Here is a 24,717-nt window from a genome sequence, read left to right on the forward strand (position 1 = left end):
AGATGTGTATAAGAGACAGAACCTGATCTTATTTCCCTTCTGCGAACCGCCATCATTTGTCTTCTCAACAGGTTCTCCGTTCATCCCCGCACCCCCCTCATCCTCAGCGCCAAATAAATGAAGAACGGCGCCCCAATCAAGGCGGTCACAATGCCGACCGGCGATTCGTACGGAAACGCAAGGAACCGGCTCACAAAATCCGCAAACACCAGCAGCACACCACCCAACAGCGCAGTAACAGGCGCAAGCACGTTCAGGCTGCCGCCAACCAACTCCCGCGCGATATGCGGCACGAGCAGGCAGATGAAGCCGATCGGCCCGCACAGTGCGACCGCCGAGCCGGCCAGCACGATGACGAGCACCATGCTGACGCCGCGTACGATCAGGATGCGCTGCCCAAGCCCGCTGGCCATTTCATCGTCGAGCAGCAGCAATTTCAGCGAAGGCAGCATGAAAACGAACAGCGCTATCCCCCCGACAAAAAACGGCAGGATCACCCGAACCTCCGTCCACGCGGCATGCGTTAGCGAGCCGACGAGCCAGAACATGATGCTGTCCGTCGCCGCCTGATTGAGAATGATCAGGCCCTCAGTCAGCGAGGACATCAGAAAATGAATCGTGATCCCCGCCAGCGCGATGAACACGTATTGCTTGCTCCCGCTGCCGGCGAGCGACCAGACGAGGACAGCGCCGAGCGTCGCCCCGGCAAAGGCGAGCCCGATGAGTCCCAGATTGCCGCCATGGCTCTGGGGCAGCAGCACGAGGCCGGCGACGACCGCCAACGCCGCGCCTGCGTTAATGCCGAAAACGTGGGGCGAGGCGAGCGGGTTCTTCGTTGTGAGCTGCGTGAGCAGTCCGGCCAGCGCAAGCTGCATGCCGACGAGGCACGCCATCAAGGCGCGCGGGAGGCGCAGCGTTTGGATATACAGGTGCGCTTTCTCGCTGCCCTGGTAGGTCACCGCCTCGTACAAGGTGCGCCAGCTCACGTACGTTTGGCCCCATTTTAAGCTGCACACAGTCCCTACAGCCATCATCGCGAGCAAACCGAAAAAAAGGAAGAGCAGAGGCCGGTACCGGCTCTGCTTCTTGGTTATAGGCTTCATCCCTTTATTGCCCCATATTCTTGACAAGGTCGTCGAGCATTTTCTCGGAACCGAGCAGTCCGCGGGATAAGGACCAGTCACGGCGCTCAACGGTGTACACTTTGTTGTTCTTGACGGCATCGATTTTCGCCCACAGCGGGTTTTTCTCCCACTCCTGCACGATCGTCACTTTGTCGGTTGGGAGCAGGAACAATGCTTGCGGGTTCGCTTCCACCAATTGCTCCAGCGTAATTTGCGGGTACGAAGCGTCGTTCTTGACTGGATCCGTGTAGCCGAGCATGGCGAGGAAGGAACCGCTGTACGCGTGGTCGGAGTGGGCGAAGAAGCCTTTAGGATTCACGACTGCAGGCAGCACTTTCATGCCGGATGCGTTCAATTTCTTTTTTATCGTGTCGACTTTGGTTTGGTGCTCGGCGAGACGTTTCTTCGCTTCGTCTTCTTTGCCGACCGCTTTACCGATCAGGGTCACGTTCTTAAGCATTTGATCGTAATTCGCCATGAAGTCATCCAGCACGAGCACAGGAGCGATACCTTTCAACTGCGCGATCGCGTTCTTATGTTTGTTGATGTCCACGATGATCAGGTCGGGCTTCAGCGAGGAGATCAGCTCGATGTTAGGCTCGTAACGGGAGCCGACGGAGGTGTACGTGGGGAGCAGCGCCTTGACGGAATCCATCATCAGCGAAGCGTCGCCGTCATCGGCAACCCCAACCGGCTTCACGCCGAGGGACACGAGGATGTCGGTAAAACTGAACTCCATCGCGACGACGCGCTCCGGTTTCTTAGGCAGTACCAGCGTGCCGGAGGCGTCTTGGATGGTGATCGGGCCGTCGGCTTTGGCAGTCGGAGCAGCACTCGCGCTCGCCCCGGTTGCCGGGGCTGGCGTACCCGCTGTGGACTCCGTATTTGTCCCTTTGCCGCAAGCTGCCAGGCTTAGCGCAAAGAGGCTGATGATGAGCAAAAGGATGATGCGTGAAAAATGCGTTCTCATGATTGCTTGTCTCCTCCGTGCAAATGATTATTATTCTCAATGAGAATAATACCGAATATGCCGAAGATTAGACATGTCTAATGTGCAGATGACGCATGTCCCATTTTTAGATTTTGTCGATGGCCCCCTGGTAGGCGCTGGGGGTGGTGCCGGTTTTCTTTTTAAACACCTTGCTAAAATGAAAATAATCCAGGAACCCGACGCATCCCGCAATCTCCTTGGCAAGCAGATCCGTCTGCTGGAACATCATTTTCGCTTTCTCGATCCGCAGCGTGTAGAGGTAGTTCATCAGCGTGGTGCCGGTTTTCTTTTTGAACAGGACGGTAAAATACCCCACACTCATCCCCGCGCGCCGCGCGAGCATCGGCAGTGTCAACTCAAGCATGTAGTGCTCGTTGATGTAGGAGAGCGTGCCTTCGATCGCTTCGGCGGCGGTCTTTTTCTCATGCGTCAGATCGGACTCGTGCAGGTAAATGTACAAAATCCGCTCCAGCATCATCCGTTTTCGAAAGCTCATCTTCGCTTCTTCTTCCGCTGTGCTCGTAGGAACCTCTTCTGTCGTGCGGATCAGCTCGTCGAGCATGTAGTGGATTTTGATCTCGCTGAGCGTGGTCAGATGGCCATGGAGATGCCATGTCTGATCGTCGGGCAGCACATGGTAGGTCAGAAGGACATAGCTGACCGCTTTGGTGCGGGGTACTTGGATAACGTAGTCCCCTTGGTCGGGATGACAGGCGTACGCTTGGGAGACGATGATCGGCTCATGGCCGGTGCGATGGAGCGTGAGGTGGCCTTGGCGGACGATAATGAGATGATGCCGAAGGGGCTGTACCGTCACTTTGTACGTCTCCGTGTAAGCCTGAACTTGATCGATAAGGGGAATGAGCGGAATCAGTTGTTCGAAGTTCATTGGCGCGCGGCCGTCCTTTCCGTGAAAAGCATCTCCCTTGATAGTGACATAAAATGGGGGAGGGGACAATACGCGGGGAAAAAGAAAAAGCACCCTGACCGGGTGCCTTCTCCTGCTGTTACAGGGCGTACACGCTCCTGCATATAATTTCGGGCAGTTCCGCGCGCTGAGCGGCATACTGCTCAGGCGTGATGCTGCCGCTGCTGAAACGGGCTTCGAGCTGAGCCGCGAGTTCGGCGAGCTGCAGTTCGATCACTTTTTGCACATCCACGTGATTGGCTTTGGCGATGTCAGCTAACGAGTAGCCGTCCCATTGGGCCTTGTACATAGCTTGTTCCGAAGCTAATCCCAGGATTTGCAGCAAATCGTCTCTAGGTTCTGGGGAGCTGATGGCAATCACCTTCTACATAGCGTGTATAGTAGTATATTCAGTTCACTTTGAAATGGAATGGGGCAATTTCCTACATAATCACATACCCGCGTGTGGCATATTAGTAACAAGTCTGAATGCTGCAAGCAAGGAGGAACGTTTCATGAAGCTTATGCGAGTGCTCGTTGTGGGTATGCTGCTGCTGTTGTTCGCAGGGCAGGCGACGCCGGTGTCCGCCGATGGCGCGTATCATTTTGGGTTTAAAAAGAGTGTGAACGGCCAGCCCCCGTCGATCGATGAGGAGGGCTTTAAAAATTTATTGAAGGAGCACGGCGCCGTGTTTACCGGCGATCAGTCGCAGAAGGAGTTGTACCTCACCTTCGACAATGGGTACGAGAACGGCTACACCGGCCGCATCTTGGACGTGCTGAAGGAGAAGCAGGTGCCGGCGATTTTCTTTGTGACGGGGCATTATATCAAAACGGAGCCGGAGCTCCTCAAGCGGATGGCTGCAGAGGGCCATCTGATCGGCAACCATTCCTGGAGTCATCCGGATATGAGTCAGATTTCAACCGCACAGATCCAGAAAGAGCTGGATCAGGTCAAAGCCGGCGTCGCCGCCGTGACGGGGCAAAAGGAGATGCGCTATCTGCGGGCGCCGCGCGGCATTTTCAACGGTCGTTCGCTGGCGACGAGCCATGGGATGGGCTACACCAACGTGTTCTGGTCCGTTGCGTATCGCGACTGGGAGCCCAAGAAGCAGAAGGGCTGGGAATACGCCTATAAGAATGTCATGGCGCAGCTGCATCCGGGCGCAGTGATTTTGCTGCACTCGGTGTCGAGCGACAACACTGAAGCGCTGGGGCGCATCATTGATGCGGCGCGCAGTCAAGGCTACCAGTTCAAGAGCCTTGACGAAATGAAGGGGCGGACGCCTTAGGGGGACGCGCTGCTGGCCGGTACCAGGCGGTCAAGGGAGAAGCCTGCAAAATTGCAGTCTTTTCGAGGCGGACATGGGGAGAAAAGAGGAATTCCTGCGAAAGTGCAGGAATTTTTTCTGTTTCGCGGCAAACGGCCCCTTTTTTAGAAAAAAGGATGTCGATTTGCAGGTTTTTGGCTTTAAGCGGGGGGAAGCGAGCGAAAAGGATGCAAGTTTGCAGGAATTTGTGCTAGGGGAGGGGATTGCGTGTTCATCAACGAGATACACGATGATCGCAGATACAATCTGGAGCCACATTTTGGTAATTGGATGGTTTATCAAAATGCAATAGCGGGCCATCCGAATTGAATTTTTTGCATGTTCCCTCTTCCCAATCGACGGCAAACCTAGTATAGTGTTTGGTATCGGACACGATAAAAGCGTTTTCATAGGCCAAGAGATGACGGAGAAGGCCCTGATAACATGCGATGAAGCGAAAGCTGCATCGTTGTTGTCAGGGCTTTTTGTCGTCTACATAAGGAGGGATACCGGGAAGATTTGGCTGCAGCGTGGTGAATGCGTCATTCAACAATAAGACAATGGAGGAATGCACATGGAAGGAAACCGTTTTTCAAAAATCGTGGCCATCTGTTTGACGGCACTGCTGCTTTCGTTCAGCGTGCTTGGCTTTGGATCGGCTCAAGTCGCCCATGCGGATGTCGACCTGCCGCCAGCAACGCCTGTCGGGCTAACGGCGGTCGCCGGCCCCTCGCAGATGACGCTAACCTGGAATGCCAATGCAGAATCAGACTTGAAGGGCTATAAGGTTTACATGAACGGAACCGATATTTCCGGGACGGTGACCGGCACGACCTACCTGATTTCCGGACTATCGAACGGGACGACATACAGCTTTGCGCTCTCGGCCGTGGATAACGTCGATCAGGAGTCTACGCTTTCGAATGCGGTCACCGCCACACCGCTGCAATATCCTGCACTGATGATTACCGAGGTAGTTCCGGACAGCAAGAAGATCGATTATACAAGCGGCACGCCGGATGCCTACGAATTTGTCGAAATCTATAATACTAGCGATGCGGCGATAGCCTTAAAAAACTACAAAGTCATTTACACGACACCTGCTGTGTACAAATGGCCGATTACGACGGACACGATCATCCCTTCGCACGGAACTGTCGTGCTGTGGGCGAAAAATACGAGCAATTCCACCACGAATACGGCCACAGCCGCCGGCTTCAATACGAGCTATGGCACGAATCTGACGTCGGATCAATTGATTATGGTCGATGCCTTGGGCGGCATGGCGAATACATCCGCCCGTACCTTGTCGATCGCCGCACCCAATGATGTGCCGATCAGTACGGTCTCATACGGTGCATCCGATCCCGTAGAGAATCGCGGCATCAACTACATGTATCCGACAGACGGCTCGATCACACTGCGGAAGATGAGCTATGTCGAGGAGGCGACGCCCGGCACCGTTTTCGCCGCGCAGCTCCCGCCATCGCCTTCGGATACCACCGCTCCGTCTGCACCTGCAGGCCTTTCCGGAACGGCAGGAACGAACAGCGTCGTCCTGAGCTGGAATGCCGCTCCTGAACCAGACGCTGCTTATTACAAGGTGTACATGGACGGTGTGCTCCATCAAACGTTGCTCGGCAATCATACGGGCGTAACGATCAGCAGTTTGCAAAACGGCCAGTCTTATCTCTTCGAGGTGACAGCCGTAGACACCGCCGGCAATGAGTCCCCGAAATCGAACGCAGTCACGGCAGCACCTACGATTGCATCGCTGCCCAAACTGCTCATCACGGAGCTCGCGCCCGATACGGACAATTATTGGCCGGCAGGGGCAACGACCTCCTATGATGCCTACGAATTTGTAGAGATTTTCAACACAGACGCCGCGCCGATTGACCTTCAGGGCTACAAGCTGAAGTTCACGAGCAATGACCCATCTAAAAGCTGGGAAAAGGCGATCGACGGACCGTTCGTCATACAGCCGCGGGAAACAAAGTTATTTTTAACGCACTTCACGGGTCTAGACTTCTACACAGCCGATCAGTTCAATCACTACTATTTCGATGAATATCCGGAAAAGTATGTGCCTGCAGGCAATCTGTACGCGATGAACGATGTTAACGGCCTGATCAACGCCGGAGCACAAACGATTGCGATCCTGAATCCAAGCGATACAGAAATCGTGAGGGCTTCCTACAACGACAACGGCGGGAGCGATTTTGCTGAAAAGCAAACGATTACCTACGCCTATCCGATCGACGGAACGACCGTGATGAGGAAAGTCGGCACGAAGCAACCGGCATCGCCTGGCGTTATTCAGAACGGACAAGTGCCGCCAATAACGAAATTGGATCAAGTCGCGCCCGCCGCGCCAACCGGCGTCAGTGCGACGCCCGGGGAAGGTAAAGTTACGGTTAGCTGGAACGTAAATGCGGAATCGGATGTCACTTCCTACCTGATTTACAAAAACGGCAAGCTGGACGTCACGCTGCCAGCCACCCGAACCTCACTCGACGTGCCGCTGCTTCAAGGAGATGTGACGTACACCTTTCAAGTTTCCGCACTGGATTCTTCGAATAACGAATCGCCGAAATCAACCACCGTATCGGCAACGCCGTCCCATCAGCACATTACCCAAACGGTGCGGGCCGACAATCCGCAAGCTCCGGCATATCAGATGCTGTGGGATGTCAGCAAGCCAGGACCTGTCGTACCGGGGCTTGTCGAAGATTTCGTGCCGCAAGGCATGGCTTACGACAAGGCGCATGATTGGATCATCACCACCAGCTACATGGAAGATAAGCGGCCGAGTACCCTTTCGGTTCTCGACGCGAAAACCGGTCTACTGGTTAAATACGTCAACCTGTATGACGGCAGCACCCCCTACAACGGTCATGCCGGCGGCGTCGCCGTCAGCAAGAATCATGTGTGGATCGCTTCCGGTTCATATCTCTATCAATTGAAGATGGAGGACTTGATCCAAGCGCCGAACAAGGGAAGCGTTTCGTTTGAAAGCAAGTTTTTGACGGTCGCGAACGCATCTTTTACCACATACGCAGACGGTGTGCTGTGGTCAGGCGAATACTACTATCCGCCGACGTACAATACCGATGGGAGCCATGCCCTGCTCACACGGGACAACACTTACCAATATGCGTGGGCAGCCGGGTATCGGTTGGACGATCAGACTGATGTACTGCCTTCCGGCAAAATGAATGGAACAAGCGCCGTCGTCCCCGATCTGATCTTATCCCTTCCGGACAAAATTCAAGGCATGGCTGTGTTGGGCGACAGTATCATGCTGAGCCAGTCCTACTCGAGAAGCCGGGACAGCGATCTTTTAAAGTATGAGAAACCGGACTTTACAGGGACGCCGCATACGCTTGCCGCAATTGGTGCAACGGAAGTACCCGTCTGGTTCCTAGATAACAGTGCGAAGGCAGCCGGCAATAACGACCTTCTCGTTCCGCCAATGCTCGAAAATACGATCGAACGAAACGGAGAGCTGTACCTGCTGTTCGAATCCGGTGCGAACGCATATCGCGACACGGCGAATTATGTCATGGATCGCATGCAAAAAGTCGATTTAACAAAGTGGGCCAATTATGGTAAGCCATCCATTCCCGCACCCGATGGTGACACACCACAATCAACGGGGGGCCAAACGTTTGGGCCTCAGCCAACACAAGAGCCGGCGAATTCGGTTATCGTGAAGGCGGATGATCTGAAGCCGGCACAAGGAAAAGCTACAGTAGAGCTGCCGAAAGCGGCGGATACCATCGTACTCCCTGTGGATACCGTCAAGCTGCTTCAGAGTAATGCGCTAGAAATCGTGAAAGACGATGTGACCATCACCCTGTCGAGCGATGTGCTTCAGGATATCGCGAGCCAAGCGGCTTCGGCGGACCAAAAGGGCGAGAGCATTTCGCTTCGTGTGAACATCGTCGGTACCGACGGGAAGGCAGACCTTCCGACTCCAGCCGCTAATGCGGAAGTGAAAGCCGCCAGCCTCACCGTCGATTTTCAACTGACTATTACGAACGGCAACGGTGATCCAACCGTTATTCGTACTTTCGAAAAGCCGGTCACCGTCTCGTTCAAAATCCTTCCGAATGCAGACAAACGCCTGCTCGGCGTGTACTATATCAGCGATGACGGCAAGCTGGAGTATGTCGGCGGAGAGCTGCATGGCGATGTGGTGGAGGCTCAGCTGTATCATTTTAGCAAGTATGCTGTGCTGGCCTATGCCAAGACGTTTGCTGATGTTCCGAAGGAGCATTGGGCAAATTCGGTCATTGCGGAGCTAAGCGCTAAGCATATCGTCGAGGGCGTCACCGAGAATACCTTCGCGCCATCGCGATCCGTTACGCGCGCCGAATTTGCCGCGCTGTTAGCAAGAGTGCTGAAGCTGCAGGCGAAGCAAGGCGCTCCGTTCTCCGATGTACCCGCTGACGCTTGGTATGCCGGTGCCGTCGGGGCCCTTGCGGAAACGGGAATCGTGAACGGACTGGATGACGGGACGTTTTCGCCCGAGCAATCGATAACGCGTGAGCAGATGGCTGCCATGCTGGTCAGAGCGGTTGGTGCGAGCGGCACACCGGTAGAAACGCAAAAGCTGGAGCAAGCTTTTGCCGATGACGGGACGTTCAGCCCCTGGGCATCCCAAGCTGTGCGAAAAGCCGTGGCCATCGGTTTGCTCCAAGGGAAGGATCAAAACCGTTTCGATCCGCATAGCGAAGCATCTCGGGCCGAGACCGCACAAGCGGTTTACAACCTGTTGGCAGTTTTGAAAGGCAAATAAACGATGCAAAAAGGGGCTGTCCCAAAAGTGTTCGCATGACAAGGAACGTCCCATTTTACAAGCAAAAGAACCTCAAATTCCACTTCAAAGTGGAGGATGAGGTTCTTTTACTTGACGATATTTGGCTCAAAGTGGGGCTAAAAAAATCACAAATTGCCTTTTGGGACAGCCCCTTTGCTGTGTGGAGGAACAATACACGCTCATGATTCCCACAGACAAGAGTTTCAACAGCTGAGCCCAACAACAAAAAAAGAGGGGGCCATAACCGCCCTCTTAGATGAAGCGAGTGTTCTAACGCCCGTTAGGTAACGCGAAGCAGCTCGTCTCTTTTTCAGTGTAATCGATTCGTGCCAGTACGCCAACCTCCTCTTACACGCCATTCACCAAATCGCTCTTGATGGTCGCTTCAGATTTCTTTTGTTCCAGCCATGTCTGGGACATGTCCGAAATCTTCTGCTCGGTTAGCGTCTGCTTGATCGAATCTTTCTTTTCGTCGAGCGTCGGCGTCGCCGCGGCTTTATGGTCGGTCACTTTGATAATGTCGTAGCCCGACGCGGTTTGCACCGGCTCGCTCAGCTCGCCCGTTTTCAGAGCAAAAGCCGCTTTCTCCAGCGCAGCATCCTGCGTGCCGGCCGAGAAATAGCCTAGCTCACCGCCTTTGTCCTTGGTATTCGCGTCCGTAGAGCTTTCCTTCGCGAGCGCGGCGAAGTCGGAACCGCTTTTCAGCTTAGCCAGCAACGCATCGGCTTCTGCTTTCGTCGCTACGGTAATATGCGAAGCTTGAACTTGCTCCGGCGTTTTTAAGGTCTCGAGATTTTCATCGTAGTATTTCTTAATGTCGTCATCGGTGACGGTAATTTGCGGTTCGAGTATTTTTTTGAGCATGACTTGGGAGCTCATGTTTTTCTTCAGGTCATCGATCGTCATCCCATACGAGGTGAGTGCCTGCTGGAACTGCTCTTGCGATGGGAAGGAAGCTTGAATCGATTTGAGTTCAGCGTTAACGTCATCATCGGTGACGACGATGCCAGCTTTTTTGCTTTCTTGCGAGATCAGCTCATCGTTAATGAGCGAATCCAGCGTCTGCTGCCCGCCGCCCGCAACCATCGCATCGTAAAGTTGGGTTGAGCTTATTTTGACACCGTTGACGGTGGCGATTGTTTTCTCAGCTTTGCTCGCGCTGACAGGCGGATATACGACAATATAAGCGATAAAACCGGCAAGCAGTACGGAGGACGTCCAGATCCATTTGCGGTCTTTTTTCTTCGTTGTCATAGTAGTCTCCCTTCGATTGGCTAGCTTCTTGGTGTTACGGCTTATTATGACGGACGAGTCTGAAGGGGAGATGAGGGGAACCTGAAAATTGGATGAATACTTAATTTGGCACGGAGGTAGGTGAAGCATGCAAAATAATAAATTGTATAAAATTAAATTGTTGACAATATGAATTGCGAGGAGTAAGATATAGTCATTAAAGATGTTAGCAATTGAATTTCACACAAATTAAATTCACTCCATATAAGGAGGTCCATATTTATGAAAAAACACGATGTTGTCATCGTCGGCACAGGACCAGCGGGGCTTACTGCGGCGATCTACTTATCTAGGGCGGGCTTGGCACCGCTCGTTATCGAGGGCGTTCAACCGGGCGGCCAACTAACCACGACGACGGAAGTAGACAACTTTCCCGGATTTCCGGAAGGCATCACCGGGCCTGAGTTAATGGAGAACATGCGCAAGCAAGCGCTGCGGTTCGGAGCCGTCATTCTGGCGGGCAGAGTCGCATCGGTCGATACGTCGCGCCGTCCTTTTGCGCTTACGTTGGAGAGCGGAGAGCAGTTAAGTGCGGAGGCTGTCATTATTTCCACGGGAGCGTCCTCCAAAATGCTGGGCATCCCTGGCGAAAAAGACTACATCGGCCGCGGGGTCAGCACTTGCGCGACGTGTGACGGCTTTTTCTTCCGCGGCAAAAAAATTATCGTCATCGGCGGCGGCGATACCGCGATGGAGGAAGCGAACTTCCTGACGCGCTTCGCCTCGGAAGTGCGTATCGTGCACCGCCGCGCCGAGCTTAAAGCGTCGAAGATCATGCAGGACCATGCCCGCGCCAATAGCAAAATCGCTTGGAGCCTGAACCGGACGCCGCTCGAAGTAATCGGAGGTCCGCTTGGCGTGACTGGTCTGCGCGTGCGGGATGAGGCGACCGGCGAGGAGGAAGTGCTTGAGGCGGACGGTATTTTCGTGGCCATCGGGCACACGCCGAACACGGGCTTCCTTGGTGGACAGCTGGCGACTGACGAGCTGGGCTATCTGCAAGTCACGCCTGGCGCATCGATGACAAGTGTACAGGGTATTTTCGCTTGTGGGGATGTGCAGGACCGGATTTACCGGCAGGCGATCACCTCGGCGGGCAGCGGCGCGATGGCTGCGCTGGATGCCGAACGCTTTTTGACTGAGCAGCACATAGCTGTAACGGTATAAATCAATCTAAACTTTGGAGGCAGATGAATATGACAAACGCAACATTACGCAAAGGTGCAGCAACAGTAGGTGGGCAGCCGGTGACTTTGGTCGGCCCGGAGCTCAAAGTGGGAGATCAGGCGCCGGACTTCAAGCTGAATAAAGATCTGATGACCGAAGTAACATTGGCGGACTATGCAGGCAAAATCAAACTGATCTCCGTCGTCCCTTCCGTCGATACGGGCACGTGTGATGCGCAGACGCGCCGCTTCAACGTCGAAGCCGATAAGCTTGGCGATAACGTCGTCGTGCTGACTGTCTCGGTGGACTTGCCGTTCGCACAGGCCCGCTTCTGCGGCGCAGCCGGCATTGACCGCGTCGTGACGCTGTCCGACTACAAAACCCGCGGCTTCGGCAAAGCGTACGGCGTGCTGATTGACGAGCTGCAATTGGATCAGCGGGCGATTTTCCTGGTGGATGCCAACAATACAATTCGCTATGTGGAATATTTGGTCGAAATGAAGGAGCATCCGAATTACGAGGCGGCCTTGGCGGCGCTGAAGGAGCTTGCATAAGCAGATAGGTAGGGGAAAGAGGCCTAATGGGGCCTCTTTTTTGTGTACCGAGGAATTTCTAATATGCGGTTTCCTCGGGAGAGTCGATTTACACGTATAAATAAAACTCAAGACACTGCTTCTGGCGTAAGCTCACTAGAGAACATGCATTTCATACAGTTAAATTGCTCGCGAATGCTGTTTCAAGGGGAGGAACCTGTAATTTGTACAGGTAAAATGCAGCAGCAGGCTCCCAATCGGGGGGGAAACGGCGGAAAGTCATTTTTTTGATGTACTTTTTGCAGGTCTTCGTGTGAAAAAGGCGACTTTTGAAGAATTTGCTGTAGGATTTACAGTTGAGGGCCGAGGCGGCTGTGAGAAAGAAGCCGGGGGATTCGGCGGGAGCGGTTGTAGCGTGTACGGGCAGGGGAAACTTGGCGCGTGAAAGGGGGAGAGGAAAGAAATAAAGGGTGAGTGAGGTGATTGGCTGTAGCGTAGGGGGAACGAGGTGAGTGAGGGAGAAGCAATAAAGTGTGAGTGAGGCGGTTTGGCTGTAGCGGTAGGGGGAACGAGGTGAGTGAAGGTGAGCGAATAGTAATAAAATGCGATTGATGTGATAGGTTTGAGCGCGGAAGAGCGTGCAGCAAATGGGCGTATGCGAGGGGACGAATGAAGGGTGAATGCTACTGGGAGCAGCATGCAGGTGGGGCCCCGTTCGCGAGCCGGGGCAAAAAAAGAAGGCGGCAGACTAAGCCTGCCGCCTCAATCGTGCGCCTCCTCCTTTGGCAAGGAGGCGCCAGAGCCGTCAGCGCGGTACCTCGCGCTGACCCTTCACCATGCCCGCCCCGCAGAGCGGGCATGACTTCGCCGGACGCCGCGCTTCCTGCGGCGTCGAAATGCGCGACCAGGCCTTGCAGCCGGCCTGGCCGCACACCCACGCCGCGACGGTCTCCGTCGCGCGGCGCACGGCTTTATCGCCCGCGGCTTCGCGCAGCCGCGGGCTCACAACAGCCGCCGGCTGCGCCGGGCGGCTCGTCACCCCGGAGTCCGCGTCGGTGAACGCGGACACAATGAACCGGGAAGGCTCAGCCTTCTTCCCGCGATAAAACGCCGGCGAGCTGATCACCAGCTCCGCCTTGGCTCTGGTAACGGCGACGTAGGCCAGTCGCCGTTCTTCTTCCAACGCGGCGGCGGTCTTCGCCGCGCCATCCAAGCCCTTCGCCACACCGTTCGCCGCCTCAGCCATCTCGCTCGCCACCCTAATATCGCCCAACTGGCGGGCTTCCAGCGCTGTGCTGTGGGGCATATTGCCCTCAATCGCGCACAGCACGTACACGAGCTCAAACTCAAGTCCTTTGGACTTGTGGATGGTCATGAGCGAGATTTTGTCCGGATCGCGTTGGCGCTGGCTCGCTTGCATGTCGATGCGTTTTTCCGCCACTTCCTGGATAAAATAAAGGAACTGCTCGAGCGTCGCGAACCGCTTCGCCGAAGCTTCGAGCTCATCGAGCGTTTCCTTCAGCATCTCGCGGTGGTGCGTCAGCTTGCTCCGCTTGTTTGTCTCGAGGAATGCATCATAGAAGTCGCTGCGCACCGCCTGCACCGCCGCCAATGGCGTCATCTCGGCAAGCGATTTGATGAGCTTGATCCGGTTTTTGATTTTATCCTTCTGAAAATCCTTGAGCTGCGGCAGCCCCAGCAGGTGAATGAGCGGCCACTTTTTGGCCTGAAGCGCTTCGCCTTCCTGAATGATACGCATGCCCTGCTCGCGTCCGATATATAATGTAGGGAGGACACCCTCCATCGCTTCAAAATTCCGTCGCTCCTGCGCAATCCGCAAATGATCGATAATCGGCTTCACCATCCACTGTTCGTAGAACGAATCGCTGCCGCTGTAGTCGACAAAGGGAAGGTTATGTAAAATCAGCTGCTCAATGAGCGCCCGGCTGTTATTCGCCGTCCGATACAGAATCGCGATGTCGCCATACGCGCACGAGCCCTCCGCCACGCGCCGCTGCATATCTTGAATCAGCCAGTCAGCCTCTTCGTCGCTGGTGGCGGGCTTGACATACTGCGGCTTGACGTCGCTGATCTTGGTGGCGAGAAGCGTTTTCCGCTTCCGCTGCACATTGTGGCGGATAATCGCGTTGCCCAGTCCGACAATGCTGGAGGTGGAGCGGTAGTTGATGTCGAGCAGAACGGTCGCAGCGTCCGGATAAGTTTCATGAAATTTTAAAATAAATTCATTTCGCGCCCCATTAAACGAATAAATCGTCTGATCGTCGTCCCCCACAACCATCAAGTTGCGGTGGTGGGCGGCGAGCATTTGGACAATCGCATATTGCACCGTATTCGTATCTTGAAACTCATCGACGCTAATGTACGTATATTTTCGTTGCAGGGCGTGAAGGACATTCTCCCGTTCCTGCAGAAACGCATACGTTTCCAGCAAAATATCGTCGAAATCCATCTTGCGATTTTCTATTTTCCACTGCTCGTACTGTTCAAAAATACGTTTAACTTCCTTCTCCTCGGGCGTCTTGTCGGGGATGTCGGCGACCGTAATCATCGCCATTTTGTAGGAAGAGAGCAGGGCAATCAGCACTTCCGGCTGGTACGTGTCCTGCAGGCCCATGGCGAGCATAATTTTTTTGAACACAATTTGCTGGTAGCGGCTGTCGCTGAGAATCTCCTGCTCGAACCCGTTTATCCGCAGCAGACGCAGGCAGAACGCATGGAACGTGCGCACCTGCATAGCGGACAGCGCGTAATTTTCCAAGCCTGGCATGTGCTCGAGGCGTTCGCGCATTTCTTCGGCAGCTTTTTTGGAAAACGTAATCAGCAAAAATTGGCCAGGCTGCACCCGCCGCACGCGCAGGAGATACGCTGCTCGGCAGATCAGGACCGTCGTTTTGCCTGAACCGGCGCCAGCCAAGGTAAGCAGAGGGCCTTCCACATGGCGGACGGCCTGAATCTGAGCTTGATTGAGCAGAATACCGTGCTGCTCCAACCCGCGAAAGAAAAACGCATCCGCATCCGTATCCGGCACGCAGTCGATGCTGTAGGTCGGCGGCGCCATACGCGCGTGGGGAACGGGGCGGCCTTCCGGTATGATGTTGCCCGTGGGGGCAGGGTAGTGCGATAGAGCGGTCATCGTATTATTTCACCTTTTATTGGAAGATCGAAAAGCATATTCTTGCAGCAGCACTGTGCCACTGATTCCGTTTGTGTGGTACATCCATTCGTCATTGGGGTACACTTCTGTATAAACACTGAGCCCTTTATTCTACCATAAATCCGGATTGAGGAAAGGAAAAGGCAACATATGGCGATCTCTTACGTAAAAACGCTCTGGAAGCAGTTCTCCGAGCACGACGCGACGGGTCTGGCTGCGCAGTGCGCGTACTACTTCTTGCTTTCTCTTTTCCCGCTGCTGCTGTCTGTGATGAGTTTGCTCGCTTATCTGCCTTTTTCGTCGGATGATGTGATCGCGTTGATTCGGGAGTACATCCCCGGCGCCGTGGCGGGGTGGCTCGAGGAGACACTGAGCGATTTGCTCAATATTAAAAGAGGGGGAACGCTCTCCTTCGGTCTGATTTTTACGCTTGTCAGCTCCAGCGCCGCGATGAACGCCATCGTGCTCTCCGTGAACAAAGCGTACGGCCTGCCCGCCCGCAAAAGCTACATCCACTCCCGCGTGCTGGCTTTTCTGCTAACGCTCGGCATGCTGGTCGTCATCGTCTCTGCGCTGCTGCTCAGCGTATTTGGCCACTGGATCGGCGACTGGAGCATGGAACACATCCATATCGCAGCCGCCCATATTGAAATCTGGAACAACTTTCGGTGGATTGCCAACTTTGTTATCATCTTCGCCGTGTTTATCGGCATTTATTATATCGCGCCCAACACCTGTCTAACTTGTAAAAGCGTGCTCCCCGGCGCCCTATTCGCCGCCCTCGGCTGGCAGGCGACATCGCTCGGGTTTTCCTTCTACGTGAACGGGTTCACTAACTACAGTTCTACGTACGGAAGCATCGGCGGCATCATTGTGTTGATGACGTGGTTTTATATTTCCGCGCTGATCATCGTCATCGGCGGGGAGATCAATGCCCTGCGGCATGTGCGGCAGACGCAAGCGGTCGCTGCGGAGAGTGCGGATCCCGCACCTCATCGCTAACGGTTGCCCTGGCGCTTATTTGCCGCCAAACGCCACTTTTCCAAGGCTAACGGTTCCAGCAGCGGCTATTTGGGCAAATCAGCCAGATTTCGCTCGTTTTTTAGCAAATAAGCGCTGTCGCAACCGTTACAAATTGAAATGACGTATTGGAAGCTAAATAAGCCCAGTGGCAACCGTTAGACAGCGTCGGCACCGACAAATATGCCAAAGAGCCTGAGTTAAAGCCTCAGGTTCTTTGGCATGTACGAACTTTACCAGCTGAGCAACCCGCCATCCAACCGCTTAATCCCCCGGACCTTGCTGAGGTCCTCTGCCAGCTTGAACAATGCGAGATCCTTCACCTTGGCCTCAATCATCACATCGATGCGCGCAAGGCCGTGCTCCTTGCAACGCTTGAGAAAAGCAAGAAGCTGCTCCGGCTCGATGTAGTCGGCGTGGGAGCGAAATTCTTTTTCACTCTTGGGCGCCGAGACGTGAATCTTCATCGGCAGCTCGCCCCACGTCTCGGCAATGGCAGGCAGCAGCTCGAGCGGCGTCTGCTCAGATGGGTTGCACCAGTCGTGGTGCAGATCGAGCATACAAGGCCGCTTCGTCTGCTGGCAGACGGCGAGCGTTTCACTGAGCGTGTACGTTTTGTCATCGTTCTCGAACGTTAGTCGATCCAGCACATGCGAAGGGACGAGCGGCATATTGCTGTACAGCTTCTCCGTCGCCGCTTCTTTGTCCCCATAGACGCCGCCGACGTGGATGTTGATGATGGCGGAGTTATCCAGCCCCATGCCATCTAGAATCGCTGCGTGATACAGCAGATCTCCAATCGCCGCTTGCACGACACTTTCCTTCCCGTTCAGCAGTGTAAACTGGTTCGGGTGCATGCTCAGCCGCATGTCATGCGCTTTCGCGAAATCGCCAAGCTGACGCAGCTCGTCTTTATACTCGGCCGCTACATCGATGCGAACGTCCGGATGCGTCGCCAGCGGAATGAGCGAGGACGAGAGGCGGAACAGCCGGATGCCGTGCGCCGCGTTGTAGTAGAGGATGCGCTGCGTCGCTTGCAGATTTTTGCGGCCGATGGCGATGGCCCGCTGCATGGCCTCCTCCCGAGGCCGCTCCGAAAAAAGCTTGTACGTGAACGTCGAGCTCGGTGTATTATTGAAAATCGCGATCGCGGTGGATACATAGCCAAGCCGGATAATCATAACGTCAGCACCTCGTTAAGTTTCGTTAAAGGTTTCTCTTTTAAGCTGTAGCTACAAGAATGATATAATACAATAACCCGCTTAGAATGGAAATGCCGAACATAGCTATGTCCTATTGTGCGCAGCCCTGCTGACGGCATGCAACCAAGACGGCTCGCGGACGTCAACCACTCAACCGAGGCCGCGGCAACGGTCGAAGCGAGCAGATGTTAGGCTATGTGAAGGAGATGGAAAAGAACCAAATCTGACGGCAATGCCGGAACCGCGGCCCGGGCGGCGGTATCGGCAAGGGCGGCTTAGGAAGCGGCCAAGGTCAGTTCCCGAACGGGATGAACGGCGGGACTGGTGGCAATGGAGCTGGGCAGCAGCGGGAGAGTGCCGTGGGCGACAAGTCCTCGCAGTAAGCCTGCCAGTTCATTGCCAATCAGCTGAAATAAGACAACCGCGTTGTCTTATTGACCAGTTCAACCCCGGCCGCTAACGCTTGTTCGTCACGTAAAAAAGCCCCCAACATCCATGCTACCATGAAAGTTGGGGGCTTTCTTAACTATACGCGCTCGACCTTCATCAAGTTCGTCGTACCGGCTTTGCCGACCGGCACACCTGCGGAGACGACGGTGAGGTCGCCTTTTTTTACATAACCCAGCGCTTCCGCTTGGGTGATCGCCTGGCGAATCATCGTGTCCGTCGATTCGCAGAATTCGCCGAGGACAGGGATGACGCCCTGTACCATGCTAAGGCTGGAGATCGCGTGGCGGCTCGCCGTGACCGCGATGATCGGCGCGTCCGGGCGATATTTCGCCAGCATTCGCGCCGTAAAGCCGGTTTCCGTCGGCGTCAGGATTGCCGCCGCCTTCAGCTTGTTCGCGGAAGCGACGACCGCTTGGCACACGACTTCCGTGATGTCGATGCTGTCTTGCAGCTGCGCTTCCAACGCCGCGCTCGGCGCCTTCAACTGCTGCGCACGCTCCGCGATCGTCGCCATCGTATTCACGGACTCGACCGGATATTTTCCGGCCGCCGTCTCACCCGACAGCATGACCACGTCGCTGCCGTCGAGCACAGCGTTCGCCACGTCGCTCACTTCGGCGCGCGTCGGGCGCGGGTTGCGCTGCATGGAATCCAGCATTTGCGTCGCGGTGATGACCGGCTTGCCGGCGAGGTTGCAGGCGCGGATCATATCTTTTTGCGCGATCGGCACTTCTTCTGTCGGAATCTCGACGCCGAGATCGCCGCGCGCGACCATGATGCCGTCGGACGCTTCCAGAATGTCCGCGAAGTTGATCAAGCCTTCGTCGTTCTCGATTTTGGAGATGATCGGCGTGGCGCCGGCACCGTGCTGCTCAAGCAGCGCGCGCACTTCGCGCACGTCGTGGCCGTTGCGGACGAAGGACATCGCGACGATATCGATTTTTTCTTCGATGCCGAATTGAATGTGCATAATATCGCGCTCGGTTACACCTGGCAGGGATGTGCGGACGCCCGGGAGGTTGACACCTTTGCGCTGCTTGAGAACGGCAGGGTTCAGCACGCTGCACGTCACTTCCGTGCCGTCGATGGTTTCAACGCGCAGCTCGATGGAGCCGTCGTCGATGAGGACGAGGTTGCCTGGTTTTACGTCCTGTGGGAGACCCGGATAATTGACGGATACACGGCTGCCGTCGCCGATGATTTGCTCGGTGGTGAGGACGATGTGGTCTCCGATCTGGAGATCATAAGATGCATCTTTCAGTTGGCCGATGCGGATTTCAGGCCCTTTAATATCCATCAGGATCGGGACAATGACGCCCATTTCCTCAGCAGCCTGACGCACGCGCTGAATGCGCCCGCGGTGCTCGTCGAGATCGCCGTGAGCCATGTTCAGGCGGGCGACGCTCATGCCGGAGCGGATCATTTCTTTGAGGGTAGGGACGGAGTCGCAAGCGGGCCCCATGGTGCAAATAATTTTCGTTTTACGCATCGTGATGTGTCTCTCCATTTCTCTCATGTCGAAATATGTTGATTCCATTATAGGCCTTCTTGAGCGTTGTTGCTATGAATGATAGTATTAGGTATGGACTATAGTACGTTATTGGAGTGGTTGGAGGATGCGGATAACGGCGTTTACTTATCAGAAAAGCGGCACTTGGAACGAGGAGCAGGCCGAAGCGAGAGGTGGTATGACGTTTGTCTTTATGTTGTATGGGCGCTGCATGTACGCCGTTCGCGACAAGAAGCTGGTGCTGGACAAGGGGCAGTATCTGCTGATCCCGGCGGGCATCCCTTATTATGGACGTAGTGTGCCGACCAAAATACACGAGAAATTCGTGCTCGTCTTCGAGCCGGACGGGCAGACGGAGCTGCCCTTACTGCAAGCAGCGGAGGCGGTCTGCAAGCGAACGGGAAAATTCGATCTCACGGCCGACAAGCTCCGCTTGATGTACCGTGAATGGCAGGACAAACAGCCCTATGCCGGGACGCTGTGTGCAGCGCTCCTGCAAGAGCTGTTCGTGTATTTGCAGCGCGAGTGGGGCCAGGCCGCCACGAAGACGGGAACCACTCTGCTCGCCGAGCAGATGAAGGCGTATATTCAAGACCATTACCGCGAGCATGTGACCAAAGAAGCGCTTGGCGCACATATCGAGCGATCGCCGAACTATGCGGCAACGCTTTTCCGCAAGGTGACGGGGCAGACGATCTCCGAGTTCGTCCATGTGACGCGCATCAAAACCGCGGTCTATATGCTGCGCCATTCGGCCCTCACCGTGACGGAAATTGCCGAGTTTATCGGGTATAACGATCCGTCGTATTTTTATCGCGTTTTTCGTAGACAGACAGGGCTTGTCCCGACGGACCTCGTATCGGACCGCGAAGACATCCGCAAGTAGCTACATCGTGCCGCCGCCCAGACGGACATTAGGCGGAATTTGCTCAGGTCCTTTGTTGATATACGTGTAGATGAACGTGCCGACAGACGCTTCGTCATACTTGGTGAGCGCCATCGTTTTCGTCCATGCGGTCACGACAACTTCTTGATCCGCAGGCACGTCCATATTCGGAACGGCCAGCACGCCGGCGCCTTCTTTGGTAAAGTGCGTCAGGAATTCGAGCTGATCGAGCAGCGCTTTCGGTGCGTCGGGGTGGTAGTGAATGATGATATCCCCATGCTCCAGATTATGGACGAGCTTTTCAATAGGCGGACGTTCCTTGTAAAAGCCGAACTTCAAATCATGCGGGCTGTGGGTGCCGGATGTCGGAATTTTCATTTCGTACATCAGCGTGCCTTCCGCGTGGTCACGGCCGTAATCTTTGTCGGTCGTCACTTGAATCGGTGCACCCAAATTCAGCTTGTCCAGATCGTATTTACCCGCCGAGCGCTGAATCAAGCCTGTGCCGGCAAAGCCGATCGCGATAATGAGCAGGGAATGCGAGATGAGGAGAATTCGTTTATATTTTTTATGCAGCGCTTCTTTCTCCGCCTTTTTTAGCCGGGATGTATTGCTTTTGTTCGTTCGCGAAGCGAAGACATAGCCGAGAATAGCGGCAATGAGTACAATGAGGCCAATGATAAGCAGAATGATCGGTACTTGCGAATTCTGCTGAAGCGTGGAATGATCCATGGTTCGAAGCTCCTTTATCTCGAAAATAATGATGACACTACAAATTGTAGTTTTTATACCGGGCGGCGTCAACTTCTATCTTGAGTCCCCAGACTTTGATGGAAAAATTGCCAAGCTTTCGAAAAAAGGGATTGCCAAACCGCTGGGAATCCGCTACAGTTAAGCCAAATGAATAGCAACACGGGTGCTTGATGAAGTCAGGCTGAGATAGCGGCCTTATGCCGCTGACCGTTAATCTGATCTGGATAATGCCAGCGTAGAGAAAATGTGGTGCCCTTTGAGTCACGAAATGGACTCAGTATGCACAAATTTTTAAGCCTGCCGGTATTCGGCGGGCTTTTTTGGCATAGCACGGGCCCGCGCGAGGCGTCATGCCTGCGCTTTGAACGCTCACGTCCACGAGGACGGCGTATCCGTTCTGTTTTGACACGATAACACGTGTTCGCCTATCTCATTTAATACGATCCATGCAAAGGAGTCGAAGCAAGATGGCGCAAAAAGAAACACAACAGCGAGCAGCAAAAGGATTGAAACTGACCGATGTCTTGATCACGATTGTGATCGCGGCGGTATTCGGCGTGATTTACCGGATCTGGGGGCCGATGTACGATCTGCTGAAGCCGCTGGGTCTGCATGCGGAGCAATTGAGCTACGGCATGTGGTTTATGGCGGGAACATTCGCTTTCCTGGTGATTCGCAAACCATGGGTGGCGCTGCTCGCGGAACTGGCGGCGGCGACCGTTGAAGCGCTGTACGGCGGTTCTTGGGGCGTGACGACGTTGGTGTACGGCCTGCTGCAGGGTTTGGGGGCGGAGTTGATTTTTGCCGCGTTCCGCTATCGTCGGGTGAACGTGGGCGTGACGATGCTAGCCGCTTTGGGCTCCGCGATATTCTCCCTGTTTGTTGACAACTATTACGGGTATATTGAGGAGTTGGCGTTCTGGAACTTTGTGTTGTTCATTGTCACGCGTTTGATCGGCAGCGCCATTATTGCGGGCGTGTTCGCGTACTATTTGACCAGCGCTTTGGCGCGTACGGGCGTGCTGAATCTGGTCCGTCCTGTATCCTCCAAAGATTACGACGCGCTCGGATAACGCCATGAGTTTACAGACGGAAGAGAGAATTAAGGTAGCCAATCTCAGGCTGAAGTATCCGGGGACGGAGGGGGAACTGATTTTCAAAGGTCTTTCCTGTTCCATAGAGCCGGGGGAAAAAGTACTGCTGCTTGGCCCGAGCGGCTGCGGCAAATCGACGCTGCTGCAAGTGATGAGCGGCATCGTGCCGGATATCGTAGAGCTGCCGCTCAAGGCCGACGCCATTCGCCGGCCGGGGCGCTGGGGCTACGTGTTCCAGGACCCGGATACGCAGTTCTGCATGCCGTATGTAGATGAGGAGATCGCGTTCGTCCTCGAAAATCGACAAATACCGCGCGAGGAAATGCCTGCGCGGATTGCGCAGTATTTGGCGCTGGTCGGGCTGCGGCTGCCGAATACGCACATGTTGATCAGCGAGCTGTCGCAAGGCATGAAGCAGCGGCTGGCGCTGGCGAGCGTCCTTGCGCTCGAGCCGGAGGTGCTTTTTCTCGACGAGCCGACCGCGCTGTTGGACGAAGAAGGCACAGATCAGGTATGGGAGACGATCCGCAACGTCGCGCCCGGCAAAACGCTCGTCATCGTCGAACATAAAATCGACGGCATCCTCGATCTGATCGATCGGTTGATCGTCCTCTCCGCTGAGGGGGAGATCCTGGCGGACGGTGCGCCGCAAATGGTGTTCCAGACGATGAGGCCATTCCTGCGGGAAGCGGGGATCTGGTATCCCGGCGTGTGGGAGGATTGGGATGCGGCGAGGGAGGAAGAGCGTGCGTGGAGTGAGCGAGGTGCGGGGGAAGGGCGAGATCAGCAGGCTCAGAGCCGAGGCCTAGGGATAGGGCAAGAGCAAGTGCAAGGGCAAGAGCAAGTGCAAGGGCAAGAGCAAGTGCAAGAGCAAGTGCAAGGGCAAGGGCAAGTGCAAGAGCGAGAGCACGACCCGCAACCCCTCACGGTTGATAACTCGTCCACGCTTCTGACGTTTCAGCAGTTCGAGGCGTTCCGCGGCCGCAACGTTACAGTCGCTGTGGATAACTTGACTGTCACCCGCGGCGACTGGATCGCCGTCGTCGGCGTGAACGGCGCAGGCAAAAGCTCGCTGCTCCTCGCGATCATGGGGCTGCTGCCGACGCGCGGCGAGTGCCGCGTTGCCGGCGCAGCCGGGCGTAAAGTCGAGCAGCTCGCGGCCAGCATCGGCTTCGTGTTTCAAAACCCGGAATTTCAATTCGTCACGAATTCCGTGGAAGAGGAGCTGACCTACTTGCAGCCGAAGGTGCAGCAGGAAAGCATGCGGGCCGCACGCGAAGCGCTGCTGCGGCAGTACGGCCTGCTCGAGCTCCGCGAGCGGCATCCGTTTGCCCTGTCGCTGGGCCAGAAGCGCAGGCTGTCCGTGGCGACCGCGATGGTGCGCAGCCCTCGCGTACTGCTTCTCGACGAGCCGACCTTCGGGCTCGACGCGCACGGCACGCTGCGCATGCTCGAGGAACTCGAGCGGCTGAGCGCAGCCGGGACGGGGATCGTGATGGTCACCCACGATCCCGAACTTGTCAGACGCTTCGCAACGCGCGTCTGGCACGTCGCTGACGGCCGCGTGCGCGAAGCGGCGCGGCCTGGATCGGCGCGGCCGGCGGACGCAGCCGCGTTCGCCCACACCTCCGCCTCCGGCAAGGAGGTGCCTGCATGCAATTGACGTTTCCGCAACGCGAAACGTGGCTGCACCGCGTGAACCCCGGCGTTAAGCTGGTCACCGCAGTTATGCTGTTCATCGTGGTGGTGTTTACACACAACCTGAGCACGATGCTGTATGTGACGCTCGGCTCGCTGCTGCCCCTGGCGCTGCTGAGCGGCCATCCCTGGAAGCGGCTGCTGCTTTACGCATCGCCGTTTTTGCTCATTTTCATCTCGTCTTCGCTCGGGATGATGATGTTTGGCCAAGGGGAAACGGAGTGGTTTCGCCTTGGCATTATCCATATCACCGCGGAAAGCTTCTATCGCGGCATTCATCTCGGCCTGCGCGGCATGCAGATCGCCGCAGTCGGCCTGCTGTTCAGCTTGACGACGCGGCCGGTCTCGCTATTCTATGCGCTGATGCAGCAATGGAAGGTGCCGCCGAAGTATGCGTACAGCTTCCTGGCCGCGCTGCGGATGGTGCCGGTGATGCTGATGGAGTTTCAGACGCTCCGTTATGCGCTCAAGGTGCGCGGCAAGCCTTCCGGGCAGCCGTGGAACCCGTTGGGGCTGGCGTACGGCGCGCTGCGCCGCTATGCGATTCCGCTGCTTGCGCAGAGCATCCGCCGCGCGCACCGCACGGCGGTGGCGATGGAGGCGAAGCGCTTCTCGCTGAGCAAGCAGCGCACTTACTACTACCTCATTACGTACGGCTGGTTGGATGCCGCCTACGCGGCGTACTGGCTCATCCTTCTCCTTGCGGCGCACGAACTTGCAGTTCATTATCCGGTTGTCACGGTGACCGATGTGCGGTAATTTGAAAACGGCTGCCCCTG

Annotated in this window: 18 protein-coding genes and 1 riboswitch; of the genes, 9 read left to right on the forward strand and 9 right to left on the reverse strand. The window is 55.5% G+C overall.

What is annotated here, in order from left to right; all coding sequences use genetic code 11:
* Nucleotides 1-80: 80 nt before the first annotated feature.
* From EJQ19_RS17135 to EJQ19_RS17150, 4 genes are all read right to left on the reverse strand, one after another.
* Nucleotides 81-1,103 carry a FecCD family ABC transporter permease gene (locus EJQ19_RS17135; RefSeq protein WP_126142464.1) on the reverse strand — a complete coding sequence of 341 codons (1,023 nt, stop codon included), beginning with the start codon at nt 1,101-1,103 and terminating at the stop codon, nt 81-83.
* A 4-nt stretch (nt 1,104-1,107) separates the two neighbouring features.
* Complete coding sequence (locus EJQ19_RS17140) at nt 1,108-2,094, reverse strand: ABC transporter substrate-binding protein (protein ID WP_126142465.1); 987 nt, start codon at nt 2,092-2,094, stop codon at nt 1,108-1,110.
* Nucleotides 2,095-2,200: 106 nt separating this feature from the next.
* Nucleotides 2,201-3,004, reverse strand: coding sequence for a helix-turn-helix transcriptional regulator (locus EJQ19_RS17145; RefSeq protein ID WP_126142466.1), 804 nt, complete (start codon nt 3,002-3,004; stop codon nt 2,201-2,203).
* A gap of 118 nt (nt 3,005-3,122) precedes the next feature.
* On the reverse strand, nt 3,123-3,332 hold the full coding sequence (locus EJQ19_RS17150) for a hypothetical protein (protein WP_126142467.1): 210 nt from the start codon (nt 3,330-3,332) through the stop codon (nt 3,123-3,125).
* Nucleotides 3,333-3,537: 205 nt separating this feature from the next.
* Between EJQ19_RS17150 and pdaA the strand changes: the two genes are divergently transcribed.
* Together pdaA and EJQ19_RS17160 are read left to right on the forward strand one after the other, a co-directional pair.
* The gene (pdaA, locus tag EJQ19_RS17155; RefSeq protein ID WP_420901686.1) at nt 3,538-4,314 is read left to right on the forward strand and encodes a delta-lactam-biosynthetic de-N-acetylase; all 777 of its coding nucleotides are present in this window, start codon (nt 3,538-3,540) and stop codon (nt 4,312-4,314) included.
* Nucleotides 4,315-4,906: 592 nt separating this feature from the next.
* Nucleotides 4,907-9,136 (forward strand): S-layer homology domain-containing protein, encoded by a 4,230-nt coding sequence (locus EJQ19_RS17160; protein WP_164716592.1) that lies wholly within the window; start codon nt 4,907-4,909, stop codon nt 9,134-9,136.
* Nucleotides 9,137-9,505: 369 nt separating this feature from the next.
* On the opposite strand, the gene EJQ19_RS17165 is transcribed toward EJQ19_RS17160, so the two are convergent.
* The gene (locus EJQ19_RS17165; RefSeq protein ID WP_164716593.1) at nt 9,506-10,411 is read right to left on the reverse strand and encodes a peptidyl-prolyl cis-trans isomerase; all 906 of its coding nucleotides are present in this window, start codon (nt 10,409-10,411) and stop codon (nt 9,506-9,508) included.
* 261 nt (nt 10,412-10,672) lie between these two features.
* Between EJQ19_RS17165 and trxB the strand changes: the two genes are divergently transcribed.
* On the forward strand, nt 10,673-11,617 hold the full coding sequence (trxB, locus tag EJQ19_RS17170; RefSeq protein ID WP_126142470.1) for a thioredoxin-disulfide reductase: 945 nt from the start codon (nt 10,673-10,675) through the stop codon (nt 11,615-11,617).
* Between the two features lie 29 nt (nt 11,618-11,646).
* Nucleotides 11,647-12,171: a thiol peroxidase gene (gene tpx, locus EJQ19_RS17175; RefSeq protein ID WP_126142471.1), complete on the forward strand. Its 525-nt coding sequence runs from the start codon at nt 11,647-11,649 to the stop codon at nt 12,169-12,171.
* Nucleotides 12,172-12,955: 784 nt separating this feature from the next.
* Here tpx and EJQ19_RS17180 read toward each other — a convergent pair.
* Nucleotides 12,956-15,304: an ATP-dependent helicase gene (locus EJQ19_RS17180; protein WP_126142472.1), complete on the reverse strand. Its 2,349-nt coding sequence runs from the start codon at nt 15,302-15,304 to the stop codon at nt 12,956-12,958.
* A gap of 171 nt (nt 15,305-15,475) precedes the next feature.
* Here EJQ19_RS17180 and EJQ19_RS17185 point away from each other — a divergent pair, with 171 nt between their 5' ends.
* Nucleotides 15,476-16,327 (forward strand): YihY/virulence factor BrkB family protein, encoded by an 852-nt coding sequence (locus tag EJQ19_RS17185; RefSeq protein WP_126142473.1) that lies wholly within the window; start codon nt 15,476-15,478, stop codon nt 16,325-16,327.
* A gap of 251 nt (nt 16,328-16,578) precedes the next feature.
* Here EJQ19_RS17185 and uvsE read toward each other — a convergent pair whose 3' ends face one another.
* Nucleotides 16,579-17,526, reverse strand: a complete 948-nt coding sequence (gene uvsE / locus EJQ19_RS17190; protein ID WP_126142474.1) for a UV DNA damage repair endonuclease UvsE — start codon at nt 17,524-17,526, stop codon at nt 16,579-16,581.
* A gap of 547 nt (nt 17,527-18,073) precedes the next feature.
* Nucleotides 18,074-19,534 carry a pyruvate kinase gene (gene pyk, locus EJQ19_RS17195; RefSeq protein ID WP_277600957.1) on the reverse strand — a complete coding sequence of 487 codons (1,461 nt, stop codon included), beginning with the start codon at nt 19,532-19,534 and terminating at the stop codon, nt 18,074-18,076.
* Nucleotides 19,535-19,613: 79 nt separating this feature from the next.
* Here pyk and EJQ19_RS17200 point away from each other — a divergent pair, with 79 nt between their 5' ends.
* The gene (locus tag EJQ19_RS17200; protein WP_126142475.1) at nt 19,614-20,393 is read left to right on the forward strand and encodes a helix-turn-helix transcriptional regulator; all 780 of its coding nucleotides are present in this window, start codon (nt 19,614-19,616) and stop codon (nt 20,391-20,393) included.
* Here EJQ19_RS17200 and EJQ19_RS17205 read toward each other — a convergent pair whose 3' ends face one another.
* The gene (locus EJQ19_RS17205) at nt 20,394-21,125 is read right to left on the reverse strand and encodes a DUF3105 domain-containing protein (protein WP_126142476.1); all 732 of its coding nucleotides are present in this window, start codon (nt 21,123-21,125) and stop codon (nt 20,394-20,396) included. It lies immediately after the preceding gene.
* Between the two features lie 170 nt (nt 21,126-21,295).
* A riboswitch (TPP riboswitch) is annotated at nt 21,296-21,406 on the forward strand.
* 207 nt (nt 21,407-21,613) lie between these two features.
* Here EJQ19_RS17205 and EJQ19_RS17210 point away from each other — a divergent pair.
* The 3 genes from EJQ19_RS17210 to EJQ19_RS17220 are packed head-to-tail and all read left to right on the forward strand — an operon-like array spanning nt 21,614 to nt 24,697.
* Entirely contained in the window at nt 21,614-22,219 is a 606-nt protein-coding gene (locus EJQ19_RS17210) for an ECF transporter S component (protein ID WP_126142477.1), read from the forward strand.
* Nucleotides 22,220-22,223: 4 nt separating this feature from the next.
* Entirely contained in the window at nt 22,224-23,903 is a 1,680-nt protein-coding gene (locus EJQ19_RS17215; RefSeq protein WP_126142478.1) for an ABC transporter ATP-binding protein, read from the forward strand.
* Entirely contained in the window at nt 23,894-24,697 is an 804-nt protein-coding gene (locus EJQ19_RS17220; protein WP_126142479.1) for an energy-coupling factor transporter transmembrane component T family protein, read from the forward strand. Before EJQ19_RS17215 ends, EJQ19_RS17220 begins: the two co-directional genes overlap by 10 nt.
* Nucleotides 24,698-24,717: the final 20 nt, after the last annotated feature.

This window comes from Paenibacillus whitsoniae (assembly GCF_003955665.1).
GTDB classification, from domain to species: domain Bacteria; phylum Bacillota; class Bacilli; order Paenibacillales; family NBRC-103111; genus Paenibacillus_E; species Paenibacillus_E whitsoniae.